This window comes from Marinomonas rhizomae (genome assembly GCF_003315485.1).
GTDB lineage: Bacteria > Pseudomonadota > Gammaproteobacteria > Pseudomonadales > Marinomonadaceae > Marinomonas > Marinomonas rhizomae.
Genome location: NZ_QNSE01000009.1, coordinates 187,026 through 203,060, shown reverse-complemented (window position 1 = coordinate 203,060; position 16,035 = coordinate 187,026). Strand labels below are relative to the sequence as shown.

Here is a 16,035-nt window from a genome sequence, read left to right as displayed (position 1 = left end):
TGTTTGGTTGCCATCAAATACAAGGGCAAAAGGCGGCTAGCCATTTGCTCTATAGCTCTATTAAGCGTATTTCTACGCTGCATTCCATCGCTAAAACTATTAAATGAGTCTAAGTATACACTAACTGAACATTTTGTTTACCGTATTGTTTCTGAAGTTGGTGAATTAATTCGTCATCTGGACGAACTTTCCAACCCGATCCCAAACGGATATCACCACATGCTTGCGGTGTATCAAAACCTATCACCACATCGCAGCCATCGCCTCGATATGACTCCATATAGTTTGCCAATGCTTGTATTTCTTTTGGTGTTACTGTCTCTGACGTCCAGGTAATCCGCAACGCTTCCACATAACGGACTCGAGCCTGAGCAATATCTAGAATATTTCTTGCAATAACTTTTTGTCCGCCACGAAACTCGTCAACAGTAATTTCCCCCTCAACCACAACCACTTCGTCTTTTACAATAACATCTTTAAAAGTGTCATAGTTATCAGGAAACACCGTCACTTCTATTCGCGCAGAACGATCATCTAAAGTCACAAAGGCGATGTTACCACCTTTTTTACTCTTAGTAATACGTAAGTCAACGATCAAACCAGCCATGATCTGCGTATCACCACGTTTAGGTTGTAAATCCACAATTTTTGAACGAACAAAGCGACGAATCTCTTTCTCGTATTCATCAATTGGGTGACCTGTCACATATAAACCCAACGTATCTTTCTCGCCATCAAGGCGTTGACGCGGTGGCCACTCATGCTGAATGCCTATTTCCCTATAAGCATCTTCCGTATTTTCTTCTACCGCGACACCAAACAAATCCATCATGCCTGCGTCTTGGTTCTTCGCATCCTGAACCGCTCTTTTAAGCGCTTCATCAATACACGCAAACAAGGTAGCTCGATTTGGACCTATGCTATCAAACGCCCCTGAGCGAACCAACGCCTCCATGACTCGCTTATTAACCTTTTTGCCAACACGTTGACAAAAATCGAAAATATGCTCGAAAGGACCCTCTTTGCGAGCCTCAACAATCGCCTCAATTGGGCCTTCACCCACCCCTTTAATCGCACCAAGACCATAAACAATAGCCCCTTTAGGATTAACGGTAAATTTGTAGACTGACTCATTTACATTTGGAAGTTCTAATGCCAACTCCATAGACCGACATTCTTCAATGAAAATAACGATCTTGTCAGTATTCTGCATATCCGCAGACAATACCGCCGCCATGAAAGGCGCTGGGTAATGATTTTTTAACCACGCTGTTTGATAAGAAACCAAAGCATACGCTGCCGAGTGAGATTTGTTAAAACCATACCCTGCGAATTTTTCCATCAGGTCAAAGATGTTACCCGACAAATCTTTATCTACATTATTTTTAAGCGCGCCTTCCATAAAGATTAAGCGCTGCTCGGCCATGACCTCGGCTTTTTTCTTACCCATGGCACGACGAAGTAAGTCGGCGCCCCCCAAAGAAAATTTGGCCAGCACCTGAGCAATCTGCATTACCTGTTCTTGATACAAGATAATGCCGTATGTTGGCTCCAATACAGGAATCAAATCTTCATGTTGATAATCGGGGTGTGGGAAAGCCATTTCAGCACGACCATGCTTACGGTTAATAAAGTCGTCCACCATGCCCGAGCCTAAAGGACCAGGACGATATAAGGCCACCAAGGCAATAATATCTTCAAAGCGCGAAGGCAAAAGTTTTTTAATCAACTCTTTCATGCCACGAGACTCCAACTGAAACACAGCGGTGGTTTCCGCTCGTTTCAATAGGTCATAAGTAGATTTGTCTTCAAGGTCTATGAGGGATATATCGAGTGGTGGCTTGCCTTCTAACTCATTAATAGCATCAATGTTTTTAACAGCCCAATCGACAACAGTCAGCGTCTTCAAACCCAGAAAGTCAAACTTTACTAACCCAGCCTCTTCAACATCATTTTTATCGTATTGAGTCACCAAACCTGAGCCATCTTCTTCACAATAAAGCGGCGCAAAATCAATCAGCTTAGTTGGCGCGATAACGACACCACCAGCGTGTTTTCCGAAGTTACGCACCACACCCTCTAGAGAAATCGCCATTTCCATGACTTCAGCAGCGTCTTCATCTCCAGCTAAAAACTCTGGCAATGCTGGCTCTTCTTCCAAAGCTTTCTTAAGCGTCATACCGATTTCAAAAGGGATAAGTTTGGATAATTTATCCCCTAAACTATAAGGCTTGCCTTGCACCCTTGCCACATCGCGAACCACGGCTTTTGCCGCCATCGCACCGAAGGTAATAATCTGAGACACAGCATCCCGCCCATAGGTACGCGACACATAATCGATTACTCGGTCACGATTATCCATACAGAAATCGATGTCAAAGTCAGGCATGGATACCCGCTCTGGGTTCAAGAACCGCTCAAATAGCAAATCGTACTCAAGTGGATCAAGATCGGTGATTTTCAGGGCATAAGCCACCAAAGAACCGGCACCAGAACCACGACCAGGGCCAACGGGAATATCATTGTCTTTAGCCCACTGAATAAAATCCATTACAATCAAAAAGTAACCAGGAAAGCCCATTTGATTAATGATGGTTAATTCGAAATCCAAACGATCCCAATATTCCTGACGACGTTTTTCAATACGTTCGCCATATTTTTTAGTAAGGAAATTAAAACGCTCGACCAAGCCATCATAAGATAGCTTGCTAAAGAACTCCTCCATCGTCATACCGTCAGGCACAGGATAATCTGGTAAAAAGTACTCACCTAACAAAACATCAACACTACAACGTTTGGCTATTTCAACGGTATTTTCTAGTGCTTCTGGAATATCATGAAAAAGCTCAGCCATTTCTTCTGGCGTTTTAAAATATTGCTCTTCAGAGTAACGACGCTTGCGACGTGGATCATCCAAAGTCACACCATCATGAATACAAACACGCGCCTCATGTGCTTCAAAGTTCTCACGTTTTAAGAAACGCACATCATTGGTTGCCACAACAGGGCAATCAAGCTCTCCAGCTAAAGGCACAACAGCGTGTATATAGCTTTCTTCGCCTGGACGACTGGTTCGTTGTAGTTCAACATAAAAGCGACTTGGAAATACAGACATCCAATACGCCAATCGACTTTTAGCCTGTTCAAAACGGCCTTTTTGTAACAAGTAACCAATATCACCAAAACCTGCGCCAGATAAAGCAATAACATCTTCGCTATGCGCTTCTATCCATTCACGCTGAACAATAGGACGGCCCTCTACTTGTCCTAACTGATACCCTTTCGAAATAATGGCAATAATGTTTTTATAGCCCTTATTCGATGTCGCTAATAAGGTAAAGCGATAACGTGAATCTACCTCATCGTCTTCAGCAACCACAACATCCGCACCACAAATTGGCTTAATGCCTTTATCCATAGCCCCTTTATAAAAACGTACAAAGCCACAGAGATTATTTTCATCTGTAATAGCAACAGCAGGCATAGACATAAACTCAGTAGTACCGAGTAAGCCTTTTATTTTCACCAAGCCATCTACCAAGGAAAACTCGGTATGAACTCGTAGGTGTATAAATGATGTGGACAAAATATTATCCCTCTAAAATCTTTTTAACTGGACCAAAACTGCGCCGATGAATCGGCGTGATACCATGCAAACGAATCGCTTCTAGATGCTGGGCTGTAGGATAACCTTTATGCTTTTCAAAACCATATTCGGGGTAAATACCTGCGGCTTTTACAATGTCTCTATCACGTGTGACTTTCGCCAATATAGACGCTGCTGAAATAGCTGCTTGGCGTGCATCACCTTTTACAACCGCTTCTGCTGAGCAAGGTAAATTGAGCGGAATACGATTACCATCCACTAACACATGTTCAGGAACGATAGAGAGTAAAGAAACAGCACGAGACATTGCCAACATACTCGCATGAAGAATATTCATTTCGTCAATTTCTTCTATCGTTGCACTAGCAATACCATAAGCTAAGGCTTTTTCTTGTATTTCAACAAATAATGCTTCGCGTTTTTTTTCACTTAGTTTTTTAGAATCCGCTAACCCCGCAATAGGACACTGCGGATCCAAAATCACAGCAGCAGCAACAACCTCACCCGCTAGTGGCCCCCGACCAGCCTCATCAGTGCCTGCCAATAAGTTTCCGAAATACACTTGGCTAACAAAAGGTTCCATTATTTCCCTTTCCTTTCAAGCATATCAACAATAGCCTGGGCAGCCTGCGCACCGGCATTTTTTCGTAACATCATATGCAAATCCAAGTATTTAGACTGAATGGCTTTATCTGTGACAAAAGATCGCCAAGTTTGCAACAATCGCGTTGCCAAATTCTCCGGCGTCGCATCATCTTGCAAAAGCTCAGGCACTAATGCTTCATTCGCCAGCAAATTAGGTAAAGAGACATAAGGAACTTTTATCATTCTAGACATGATAGCAAAAGTGAGTTTATTAACTCGATAGGATACAACCATTGGTCGTTTAACTAACATAGCTTCCAATGCCGCAGTGCCAGATGCTAACAAAATAGCATCAGACGCCCCCATAACCGTGCGAGACTTACCATCAATCACAACCGCTTCGGCGTTTGCCTCTTGCAATATTCTTTCTATTTGAACACGGCGCTCTTTATTTGATGCAGGAATCAAAAAAGTAGCATTCGGCTCTTTTTGTTTAATAAGCTTAGCCGTTTCTATAAAAAGTGGCGCAAGTCGAGACACCTCTCCTTCACGAGAACCAGGAAGAATTCCAAACACTGGCCCCTTAACTTGCCCTAAATTAAGCGCATCTCTCGCAACACTCACATCACTTTCAAGCGGAATCTCATCTGCAAGAGTATGACCAACACAAACGACTGGAATTTTATGTTGATGATAAATAGGAAGTTCAAATGGAAAAAGCGCCAGCATAAGGTCAACAGATTTTTTGATATTAAAAATTCTTTTTTGACGCCACGCCCAAACGGATGGACTAACATAATGAACAGTTGGAATACCTGCTTGCTTTAGTTTTCTCGCAAGTGGCATATTAAAATCGGGTGAATCTATTCCAATAAAGGCAGTAGGAGGATTATTCAGGCAAGAGCGATACAAGCGCTTACGAATACCCAGAAGCTCTCTAAGACGCCCCAAAACCTCGACTAACCCCATAACAGACAATCGATCCATAGGCACGATACTTGTAAAGCCCTGAGCTTCCATTAGCGGACCACCAATGCCTTCAAAAATAGCATCTGGCTGCACTTTTTTTAAATGAGCAATTAAGTTGGCCCCTAAAATATCACCAGACGCTTCACCAGCCACCAACACATAACGTGTCACAGACGTCACTTGCATTTACACAACCCCTAATAATAAAAAACCCCGAAATAGTCCGGGGTTTTCTTTTAAACATGATGCCTATCGGACAATTCCACGTTTCGAATGCCGAATTGATAAAACATACTCAGCCACTTCAGGAATATGAAATATATCCCCTTGCTCGAGCTCTAATAGAGCCGCTTCCAATGTTAAACCTTTTAAATATACCGTCTTGTATGCTTTACGTAAGGCTCGGATAACATCCGCAGGTACGCCTCGACGACGCATTCCTTCAAAGTTCATTCCGTGTGCTTTAGCTGGATTACCAGAAACCATGACATACCGTGGCACATCCTTAGAAACCATTGACCCCATACCGCACATACTAAAAGAGTTGACCTGACAAAACTGATGAATCCCTGTATAGCCACCTAAAATAACATTATTGCCAACCGTTACGTGCCCTGCAAGAGCAGCGAAGTTCGCCATTATATTATTATCGCCAACAATACAGTCATGACCCACATGAGTACTTGCCATAAACAAATTATGACTGCCAATTAGTGTAATACCCTGATCTTGAACTGTACCGCGATGAATCGTTGCATTTTCACGGATAACATTACTATCACCAATTACAAGCTGTGTTGGCTCACCCTTGTACTTTTTGTCTTGGTTTGCTTCTCCAACGGAAGCAAACTGATAAATTTCATTATTAGACCCAATGGTTGTATGGCCATTAATGACGACATGGGATTTAATAACACTATCAGCACCAATTTTCACATTCGGTCCGATCACACAAAAAGGACCAATCTCGACACTGGAGTCAATCTCTGCTTTCGAATCGATCAAACTAGTTGGATGTATCGCCACTATATTTTCCTGTCAGCACACAGAATAGTTGCAGAGCAAGCTAACTCACCGTCAACAGTTGCTTTACACTCAAACTTCCAAATTCCACGTTTTTCGGTAACAATTTTTGCTTCAAGCTGCAAACGATCTCCAGGAACAACAGGACGCTTAAAACGAACTTTGTCAGAACCAACAAAATAATAAATAGAGCCATCTTCTGGCTTTTTATCCATAGTTTTGAAGCCTAGTATTCCCGCAGCTTGAGCCATTGCTTCAATAATCAAGACACCAGGCATCACAGGGTGATTGGGGAAATGTCCATTAAAGAATGGTTCATTAATAGTGACATTTTTATAAGCTATAATGGACTCATTCAAATTCAGTTCAACAACACGATCTACCAATAAAAACGGATACCTATGAGGTAAGTATTGGCGGATTTCATTTACGTCCATCATTTATTTATCAACCTTCTCTAAAAACTTATTAACCTGTTGTTTCAGTTGTGCAAATTGCTTTGCCATTTCGTCTATTCTTCTAACTCGAGCAACCGTTCTACGCCACTTTCCTGTCGGCTCCATCCCCATTCCAGAAGAATAAGAACCTGCTTCTGCAACAGAGTTACTAATCATACTCATACCTGTAATATGAACACTATCGGCAATCGTTAAATGCCCTGCAATACAAACACCACCAGAAATAGTGCAAAAAGAACCAATTTTTGTACTACCCGCAATCGCTGTACAGGCTGCAATTGCCGTATTATCACCAATTATGACGTTATGAGCAATTTGAACTTGATTATCTATTTTAACGCCGCATCCAATCTGAGTATTTTCGAGTGCACCGCGATCAATTGTAGTACTTGCACCAATTTCAACATTGTCCCCAATAATAACAGCGCCTAGTTGGTTAATTTTTTCCCAGCCCCCCACTTTAGGTGCAAAGCCAAAACCATCTGCACCAATAACTGAGTTACTGTGAAAAATACAATTGTCACCAATAATAACGTCATGATAAAACGTAACGTTAGGGTACAACTGAGTACCTTTGCCTACTTTAACACCACGTCCGATCACACAACCAGCACCAATAACACACCCCTCTGCAATAGTAACGTCATCATCAATAACCACATTAGGTCCTATGGTCACATCATCGGCAATAATCACATTAGTCGAAATCACGGCACTTGGATGAATCCCCTTCCAAGACTGAGTAGATGGCACAAATAAATGAGATAACTGAGCAAACGCTAGGTAAGGGTTAGGAACAACAATGGCATTATCTACCAACTGAGCTAATTCTTCCGTCTTAACAAGAACGGCACCCGCTGATGTAGAGGTAAGCTGATGTTGATATTTAGGGTTGGCTAAAAAGCTCAATTCAGTCTTCGTTGCTTTTTCCAATGTGCCCAATTTTTCAATCAGAAGGCATTCGTCCCCTTTTACAACACCTTGCACCTTAGTCGCCAATTGCCCTAGCGTGTGGCTCATAGATTAGTTGTCCTTATTAATACGTTTCACAAGCTCGTCAGTTAGGTCAGCGTCCGCATTCGCATATAGGCTAAGCTGTCGATTCAATACCAGATCCAACTTCCGCTCTTCAATTAAAGACTTCAACGCGGCCTCACCTTGAGGCGTTAATGACTTAATCAACTGTTGCTCTAATGCTTTTGCTTGTCGCTGCATATTTGCTGCCATCGCTCGTACTTTATTATCATGTTCAGCCAATGCTTGACGACGTTTTTTAAACTCATCCGGAGATAATGTTAGCTCATCACGTTTCAAATCCTTTGCCGATGACTCAAGCTCTTCCTGCTCTTTTTTCAGTCGAGCATCCATTTCTGCCACTTTTTGCTTAGGCTCTTTCGCTGCTTCCTGACCAATTTTACTCTCAAGAAGAGCGGCTCTAAAATCGATAACAGCCACCTCTGTTGCTTGAACACTACCTATGAAGCATAGAGTAAAAATTGCAGTTATGATTTTTTTCATTATAGATCCTCTTAAATGATACATATTAAATTAAAAAGTCGTCCCTAACTGGAATTGGAAAAAGTCTGTGCTGTCTCCATCCTTTGCGTTTAAAGGTCTCGCGAAATTAAAGGACAAAGGGGCGATTGGTGTAATCCACGTCCAACTTACCCCCAAACTGTAGCGTATTTCCGATAAGTCAACGCCTTCGTTACATTCTGTGTTGGCACTAAGACAAGAGTCTGTAAAAACATTACCGCCATCTAAGAAAACTGTTGTCCGAACTGATTTGTGGTCTTCGACCATAGGCAGTGGAAAAATAAGCTCAGCTGTACCCGTCATCAATATATTGCCCCCCAAAGCTGATGTATCAGTATCAGCGTCATCATAGGAGTTCTGCGGGCCAAGAGAAGAAGCACTATAACCACGAACAGAATACGCCCCACCAGCATAATAGTTTTCAAAGAAAGGTAATGAGTCACTGTCGCCATACCCTGTACCGTAACCAAGGCGCCCTTTCAAACGAAACAACCACAAATCAGAGCCATTTAAATTCCAATATTTCTGAGATGTAACACCCAGTTTGGCATATTGTTGATCACCAACGGGTAACGCAACCTCTAAAGTAGCCCTAGTCGAATAGCCATTAGTAGGTAAAACCCCACCAATCAAGTCACTATCTGACCAAGTCAAACTGGCAATAACATCATCATAATTATCACCATGAGTATCGACATAATCTTCCGTTTCATTTGATGGATCATAACCCAGCTTGACAGTACTTTCCTTTATGGTCATACCAAAAGATAAGCGTTGCGTATCAGAAATTGGGTAACCATAATTTACACCGACACCAATTTCATCTAAATCGTAATCTTCTACGTCATCGTCGGCATGATCACTCGTTTGATAGAACACCTGAAATCCACGACTGACACCATCTACAGTAAAGTATGGATTGTCGTAGTTAATCGAATAATCTTGAGTAGAATCAGTACGGGAAGCACTGAACGATAACTTATTGCCTGTTCCTAAGAAGTTACGCTTAGAAATACCGAAACCCAAAACAGTACCATCTTCTTGTGAATACCCGATACTAGCCTGAATACTGCCTGACGCCTGCTCTTGTACCACAACATCAAGGTCAACCTGATCTGATGTTCCGCTAACAGGTCGTGTACGTAAATCAACACTACTAAAGAAACCAAGTCGCTCAAGACGACGCTTAGACGCCTGAATTTTAGAGTGCGTCGCCAATGCACCTTCGAATTGTGTCATCTCGCGACGCAACACCTCATCTTGTGTTTCACTATTACCGCTAAAAGTAATACGACGAACATAGACTTTAGGCCCTGGAGCAATTTGATAACTAAGATTAACAGTATGGTTATCTAACTTCTCTGGTATCACATTTACGTTAGTAAACAAATAACCTTCATCACCCAGCACTGTTGAGATGCCTTCGATTACCTTGGTGACTTCACTACGAGAAAAGACATCGCCTTTTTTCTGAGAAATTTGTTTCCATACACTATCTTCAGCGATAGGTAGGCTTCCGCTAAGAGCAATATTATTAATATTGTATGGCTTACCCTCTTCAACATTGATAACAATATAAACATCACGTTTATCAGCCGACAAACTCACTTGGCTTGAGACTACATTAAAATCTAGATAACCATGATCTAGGTAAAAGCTTTTCAGCGTATTGATATCGCCATCAATTTTCCCCTTAGCGTATTCATCTGCAGAACTAAAGGGATTCCAAGAGCCCGTTTCGCTAGATTCAAAATCTTTCGTCAACGTTTCTTCATCAAAGTCTTTATTGCCAACAATATTGATATGAACTATTTTAGCCGTGTCACCTTCATCAATTTTAATAACAATTCCGGCACGGTTACGTGGCATATCCTCTACTTCAATATCTACTTTGGCACTATATCGACCTAGTGCATAATACTGACGCTGAAGCTCTTGAACTATTTGATTTAGCGTCTCAGGCTGATAAATCTCACCAATTTCTAAGCCTGACAACTTCAAGCCACGCTGTAAATCTTCAGTTTTAATGAGTTCATTACCCTCAATAGTCAAATTACCAATTGAAGGACGCTCTGCCACATCAAACACCAAAACGTCATTTTCTTCGTATACATCTATGTCACTAAAGTAACCTGTGTTAAAAAGAGAATTAATTGCTTGATAAACTTTACCTGAATCATAGGACTCATTTTTATCAAAGCCTATCACATCGAATGCTCTTGAAGATGGCATTTGTACTAAGCCATCAATTCGAACGTCCTCTACATTTTTTGCAAAACTTTGCACGCTTATTAAAGCCAAAAATACTGCTGAAACGACTTTCACATCTACCTCTCTACAAGCGGGCAATATCATTAAAAATGGCAACAGCCATTAGAGCGAATAAAAGAGAAGCACCAACTCGATACGCCATATTCTGAATTTTTTCAGAAACAGGTTTTCGACGAATAGCTTCAATGCCAAAAAACAACAAATGCCCACCATCTAACATTGGAATAGGCAATAAATTAAGCACCCCCAAACTAACACTGAGGTAAGCCATAAATTTCAAAAATGATTGTAACCCGGAATCTGCAGACGCACTTGCCACTTTTGCAATCGTGATTGGTCCCGACAAGTTATCAACAGAAATCAGTCCCTGTAACATTTTCCCGATAGAAGAAATGGTTAACGATACCATCTTATAAGTTTGCGCAACACCATAAGAAAGCGACTCCACCGGACCATAGTGACGCTCTCTAATAAGATTTTCATCCCATTTAGGTGGAACCACTGCCAACCCAGCATACCCTATCACTTTGCCATTTTTCTCAGTAGATTTAGGCAATAATAATAATTCAATCACATCTTGTGAACGCTGAACTTCAACAACAAGCTCTCTACTAGGGTTCGCCTGAACCACTGCAACAACTTGCTGCCAGCTAGATACAGGCCGATTTCCTATGCTCAGGATTTCATCTCCAGCCTGAAAACCAGCCACAGAAGCCGCCCCGTCCGCAACAACCTGAGCAATAATAGGTGTCACAATCGGCTGCCATGGAGACAAGCCAAAAGCTCGAATTAAATTATTAGGCTCATCACCAACTAACCACCGATTAAGCTGTATCTTATCTTCCTGCAAAGAGCTCATCCCTTCAGGCTGATAACGAACGATAATCGTTCCTGTTTTCCCGATCAAGCCTGCTAGCACTAAATTTACATCTTCCCACGATACAACCGACTCACCAGCAACAGAAATAAGTTCATCGCCGGGTTGAATTTGAGTTTGAGCTACCGGAGAATTCTGCTCAATCTGACCAACTTTTGGCGCTATAGACTGCACACCAAGCAAAGCTACCAAAGCATAGATAGCAATCGCTAAAATAAAGTTAGCAACCGGACCTGCTGCCACAATCGCAATACGCTGCCACACATTTTTTGTGTTAAATGCCTGAGCTCTCAATTCAGCAGGCACATTCCCTTCGCGCTCATCGAGCATTCGCACATAGCCACCAAGAGGAATCATCGCCAATGTATATTCTGTTCCGGTTTTACCAACATAGCGATAAATCGGTTTTCCAAAACCAACAGAAAAACGCAACACTTTAACACCGCAACGACGCGCGACAAAAAAGTGCCCAAACTCATGAAAAGTAATCAATAAACCTAAGGCAACAACAATAGATAAAACATTCTGTATCATGAAAAATTACCGCTAGAAATCATACCCAATGCCAATTGACGAGAATATCGATCTGCTTCAAAAACATCATCAAGGTCATTCACAGCAACAATATTCGCCGCCATCAACACCCGCTCATTCAGTCTTGCAATATCCAGAAAGCCAATCTGACGATTCAAAAAAGCTGTCACCGCAATTTCATTTGTTGCATTCAACACAGCCATAGCTGTCCCCCCCATAAACCAAGCATCGGAGGCTAATTTCAAATTCGGAAAACGCATTAAATCAGGAGACTCAAAATTCAGGCGAGCAACATCCACCAAATTTAAAGGCGGAACACTTGTTTCTATACGGTTTGGCCAACTCATCCCATAAGCAATTGGAATTTTCATATCAGGATTGCCCATCTGAGCAATCACAGAGCCATCTAAGTAAGACACCATGGAGTGAATAATACTTTCAGGGTGAACCACAACATCAACCTGATTTGGCGTCACATCAAATAGCCAACAAGCCTCAATCAATTCAAGACCCTTGTTCATCAAAGAAGCTGAATCAATCGAAATTTTTTGCCCCATAGACCAATTCGGGTGCTTACAAGCCTGTTCAGGCGTGACAAACTTCATTTCATCTAGCGTCCAAGATCTAAAAGGACCACCAGATGCCGTAAGAAGTATTTTTGACACATCTTGTTGATGAGCGCCATGTGACGTTTGCGGTAAGCTCTGATAAATCGCATTGTGCTCACTGTCTATTGGCAAAAGCATAACATCATGACGAGCCACCTCGTCCATAAAAAGCTTACCAGCTGTAACCAAGGACTCCTTATTGGCTAATAAGGTTCGCTTACCAGCACGAATACCAGCCAAAGTTGGTTTAAGGCCAGCAAAGCCCATAATAGCAGCCATAACCTGATCAACAGCAGAATCAGAGGCAATACTGTCTAGAGCCTCTTCCCCCCACTCGAACGATATAGCCAAACCTTGGCATTTATACGCTAATTCATCACGAGCCTGCTGAGACCCCATTACGACACGCAAAGGCTTAAAACGACGACATATCTCCGCCATTTTATCTACACTTTCATTTGCCGAGGCATTAACTAAAGTAAATTTCTCTGGGTGTTGAGCGATGATATCAAGTGTACTTTGGCCAATCGACCCAGTCGCTCCCAACAAGCAAATACCTTGCATTAAAGCCACCCTGCCAAACTCAGCAATAATACATAAATAGGAGCAGCAGCAACTAAGCTATCAACCCGATCCATCACACCGCCATGCCCAGGAATAAGGTGGCTAGAATCTTTTAACTCTTCATGACGTTTAAATAGACTTTCCGTCAAATCTCCCAATACAGAAACAGACGAAGTTATTAATGCAATGGCAGCCAACATACACCAATTGAAAAATGTAACATCACTTAATATGGCAAAAACAACAATGCCTACCTGAGTAAGAAGCAAACCACCAATCACGCCTTCCCACGACTTGCCAGGACTAACAAAACGCGCCAACTTTCTTTTACCAAATGCTCGACCAGCAAAATAAGCCCCGGAATCCGCGCCCCAAATCAAGCCCATAAGCAATAACACCCATACCACAAAATTATCTGATTGCTTCAATACCACTAACGATGACCAAGTTGTCACCAATACCAAGACACCAAACAGCAAACGACTAAAAATATGTCGCCAAATAAGTAGCGCGGGATAACGCATCACCCAATACAACGCCAACAGCCATAATAAAGGGCTTAAATATAGCAATGTTTTTTGCAAGTTATAAATCAAGACAACAAAACAAATAAAACCGATAAAAGCCGCAAACAGAACACGGCCAGCTTGATTGATGACACCCGATAAACGCGCCCACTCCCAACCAGCCAAAAACACAACCACACCCATGGCAAAAATAAAATTAGAGGCTTCAAGCACAAAAACAGCACAAATGAACAACACAGCCATGACTATGGCACTAAGAATTCGAGGGAGTAACATGGTTATCGACCACCATAACGACGTTGACGGTTTTGATAAGTTTCAATAGCCTCATCAAAATGTTTTTGATCAAAGTCCGGCCACAAAACCGGAAGAAAAATAAATTCAGAGTAGGCCGTTTGCCAAAGCAAAAAATTGCTTATACGCTCTTCTCCCGAAGTTCGAATCAAAAGATCAGGCGCAGGTAAGTCAGCCAATTGCATATGCTCACTCAACAACTCTTCATTAATATTTTCTGGAGAGAGTTCACCTAGCACAACACGTTCAGCTATAGCTTTTGACGCTTGAGCAATATCCCAGCGACCACCATAATTAGCTGCAATCACCAAGGTCATCTGGTCATTGTCTTTGGTTGCATCTTCAACATTCTTGATTTGCTTTTGCAAACCTTTACTGAAGCCTGAAAGATCACCTATCACTCTAAGCCTAATCTTATGCTCATTCAATCGCTTAAACTCTTTCTTCAAAGAGCGCATAAACAATGTCATTAAGCCATCCACTTCTAACTTAGGGCGTTTCCAGTTTTCACTAGAAAAAGCGAATAGAGTCAAGACTTTAACACCAGATCTAGCAGCCGCCTCAACCACGCGACGCACCGCTGATGCTCCTGCAGTATGACCAGCAATACTCGGAAGGTGTTTTTTCTTTGCCCAACGGTTATTACCATCCATGATGATGGCAATATGAGCCGGGCCGACCGCTGAGTTAAGATCAGCGCCATCCAATACAGACATAGCATTACCCTAGTCAATAAAAAAAGCGAGCCAAAGCCCGCCTTCTCCATTAAATTTCCATCAAGTCTTTTTCTTTTGCAGCAAGACGCTCTTCAACCAGAGCAACATACTTGTCAGTAATTTTCTGAACTTGATCCTGTCCACGACGATCGTCGTCTTCAGAAATCTCTTTTTCTTTTACTAGGTCTTTAAGACTGCCGTTTGCATCACGACGAATATTACGGATGGCAATACGGCCATTTTCAGCTTCGCTCTTTGCTTGCTTAAAGTAATTCTTACGAGTTTCTTCTGTTAATGCAGGCATAGGGATTCGAATTAGATTGCCATTAGTCGCTGGATTCAAGCCAAGATCAGATTTCATGATGGCTTTTTCAATTTCAGGAACTAAGTTATTTTCCCATGGGGAAACCCCCAAAGTTCGTGCATCTTCAACTGTAATGTTAGCAACCTGGCTTAATGGAGTGTCAGAACCGTAATAGTTCACTTTAACTGAATCTAAAATGCTTGGGTGCGCACGACCTGTACGGATTTTTTTAAACGCAGACTCGACAGAAGCAACAGCCTTGCTCATACGGTCTTCTGCGTCTTTAAGAATTTCGTTAATCATAACTTCCTCACTTAATCAGGGTACCTTCACTGCCACCAACCATGATATTAACCAAGGCTCCTGGCTTATTCATATTAAATACGCGTATTGGCATACTGTGATCACGGGTCAAACATATTGCCGTTAAGTCCATGACACCTAATTGTTTTTCAAGAACTTCATCGTAGCCCAATGTATCATATTTCACTGCAGCAGGATCTTTCATAGGATCCGCAGAGTAAACACCGTCTACTTTCGTGGCTTTTAATACGACATCTGCATCAATCTCAATACCGCGCAAACAAGCAGCAGAGTCCGTCGTAAAGAAAGGATTACCTGTACCAGCAGAGAAAATGAGCACATCACCTTCTTTCATCAAGCGCATGGCACGACGTCTATCATAAGGCTCAACGATGCCAGTCATTGTAATTGCCGACATCACGCGAGTAGCAATATTGGCACGCTCTAACGCGTCACGCATTGCCAAGGCATTCATTACCGTCGCCAACATCCCCATATGGTCACCAGTCACTCGATCCATACCAGCCTGACTTAACGCCTGACCGCGGAACAAGTTACCACCACCAATAACAATGCCGACTTCAACACCGATACCGCGTAATTGACCAATTTCTAAGGCGATACGATTCAACACTTTAGGGTCGATACCAAAGGACTCATCACCCATCAAGGCTTCGCCGCTCAGCTTAAGCAAAATTCTTTTGTATTTTGGACTCTTTTCTTTTGGCATACCAACCTCCGGCAATGATTTCATTTCTTGAATAACTGAGGTCAATCTAACCGACACTCATCGCTCTCACTTCTCATAAAAAGGGGCAGTCAAGCTGCCCCTTTTTTTTGCAAGACATTACAACTAAGA

The 16,035-nt window shown here is 42.1% G+C and carries 14 protein-coding genes; all 14 read right to left on the bottom strand.

The features are described 5' to 3' along the window. Nucleotides 1-109: 109 nt before the first annotated feature. Nucleotides 110-3,586 carry a DNA polymerase III subunit alpha gene (dnaE, locus tag DFP80_RS13320; protein ID WP_113917290.1) on the bottom strand — a complete coding sequence of 1,159 codons (3,477 nt, stop codon included), beginning with the start codon at nucleotides 3,584-3,586 and terminating at the stop codon, nucleotides 110-112. Between the two features lie 4 nt (nucleotides 3,587-3,590). Then, nucleotides 3,591-4,190 carry a ribonuclease HII gene (gene rnhB, locus DFP80_RS13315; protein WP_113917289.1) on the bottom strand — a complete coding sequence of 200 codons (600 nt, stop codon included), beginning with the start codon at nucleotides 4,188-4,190 and terminating at the stop codon, nucleotides 3,591-3,593. Further along, on the bottom strand, nucleotides 4,190-5,347 hold the full coding sequence (gene lpxB, locus DFP80_RS13310) for a lipid-A-disaccharide synthase (protein ID WP_113917288.1): 1,158 nt from the start codon (nucleotides 5,345-5,347) through the stop codon (nucleotides 4,190-4,192). The genes rnhB and lpxB overlap by 1 nt, the downstream gene beginning before the upstream one ends. A 63-nt stretch (nucleotides 5,348-5,410) precedes the next feature. Further along, complete coding sequence (gene lpxA / locus DFP80_RS13305) at nucleotides 5,411-6,187, bottom strand: acyl-ACP--UDP-N-acetylglucosamine O-acyltransferase (protein WP_113917287.1); 777 nt, start codon at nucleotides 6,185-6,187, stop codon at nucleotides 5,411-5,413. Further along, nucleotides 6,187-6,624 carry a 3-hydroxyacyl-ACP dehydratase FabZ gene (fabZ, locus tag DFP80_RS13300; RefSeq protein WP_113917286.1) on the bottom strand — a complete coding sequence of 146 codons (438 nt, stop codon included), beginning with the start codon at nucleotides 6,622-6,624 and terminating at the stop codon, nucleotides 6,187-6,189. The genes lpxA and fabZ overlap by 1 nt, the downstream gene beginning before the upstream one ends. Next, nucleotides 6,625-7,662 carry a UDP-3-O-(3-hydroxymyristoyl)glucosamine N-acyltransferase gene (gene lpxD, locus DFP80_RS13295; protein WP_113917285.1) on the bottom strand — a complete coding sequence of 346 codons (1,038 nt, stop codon included), beginning with the start codon at nucleotides 7,660-7,662 and terminating at the stop codon, nucleotides 6,625-6,627. It abuts the gene before it with no gap. A 3-nt stretch (nucleotides 7,663-7,665) separates the two neighbouring features. Further along, nucleotides 7,666-8,160 (bottom strand): OmpH/Skp family outer membrane protein, encoded by a 495-nt coding sequence (locus DFP80_RS13290; protein ID WP_113917284.1) that lies wholly within the window; start codon nucleotides 8,158-8,160, stop codon nucleotides 7,666-7,668. A gap of 30 nt (nucleotides 8,161-8,190) precedes the next feature. After that, nucleotides 8,191-10,503, bottom strand: coding sequence for an outer membrane protein assembly factor BamA (gene bamA, locus DFP80_RS13285; protein WP_241560254.1), 2,313 nt, complete (start codon nucleotides 10,501-10,503; stop codon nucleotides 8,191-8,193). 10 nt (nucleotides 10,504-10,513) lie between these two features. Beyond that, nucleotides 10,514-11,860 (bottom strand): RIP metalloprotease RseP, encoded by a 1,347-nt coding sequence (rseP, locus tag DFP80_RS13280; protein ID WP_113917282.1) that lies wholly within the window; start codon nucleotides 11,858-11,860, stop codon nucleotides 10,514-10,516. Next, nucleotides 11,857-13,032, bottom strand: coding sequence for a 1-deoxy-D-xylulose-5-phosphate reductoisomerase (ispC, locus tag DFP80_RS13275; RefSeq protein WP_113917281.1), 1,176 nt, complete (start codon nucleotides 13,030-13,032; stop codon nucleotides 11,857-11,859). Before ispC ends, rseP begins: the two co-directional genes overlap by 4 nt. Then, nucleotides 13,032-13,835, bottom strand: a complete 804-nt coding sequence (locus DFP80_RS13270) for a phosphatidate cytidylyltransferase (RefSeq protein WP_113917280.1) — start codon at nucleotides 13,833-13,835, stop codon at nucleotides 13,032-13,034. Before DFP80_RS13270 ends, ispC begins: the two co-directional genes overlap by 1 nt. Nucleotides 13,836-13,837: 2 nt before the next feature. Then, entirely contained in the window at nucleotides 13,838-14,569 is a 732-nt protein-coding gene (gene uppS, locus DFP80_RS13265) for a polyprenyl diphosphate synthase (RefSeq protein ID WP_113917279.1), read from the bottom strand. A gap of 49 nt (nucleotides 14,570-14,618) precedes the next feature. Further along, entirely contained in the window at nucleotides 14,619-15,176 is a 558-nt protein-coding gene (frr, locus tag DFP80_RS13260) for a ribosome recycling factor (protein ID WP_113917278.1), read from the bottom strand. A 7-nt stretch (nucleotides 15,177-15,183) separates the two neighbouring features. Further along, nucleotides 15,184-15,906, bottom strand: coding sequence for a UMP kinase (gene pyrH / locus DFP80_RS13255; RefSeq protein ID WP_113917277.1), 723 nt, complete (start codon nucleotides 15,904-15,906; stop codon nucleotides 15,184-15,186). Between the last annotated feature and the right edge of the window lie 129 nt (nucleotides 15,907-16,035).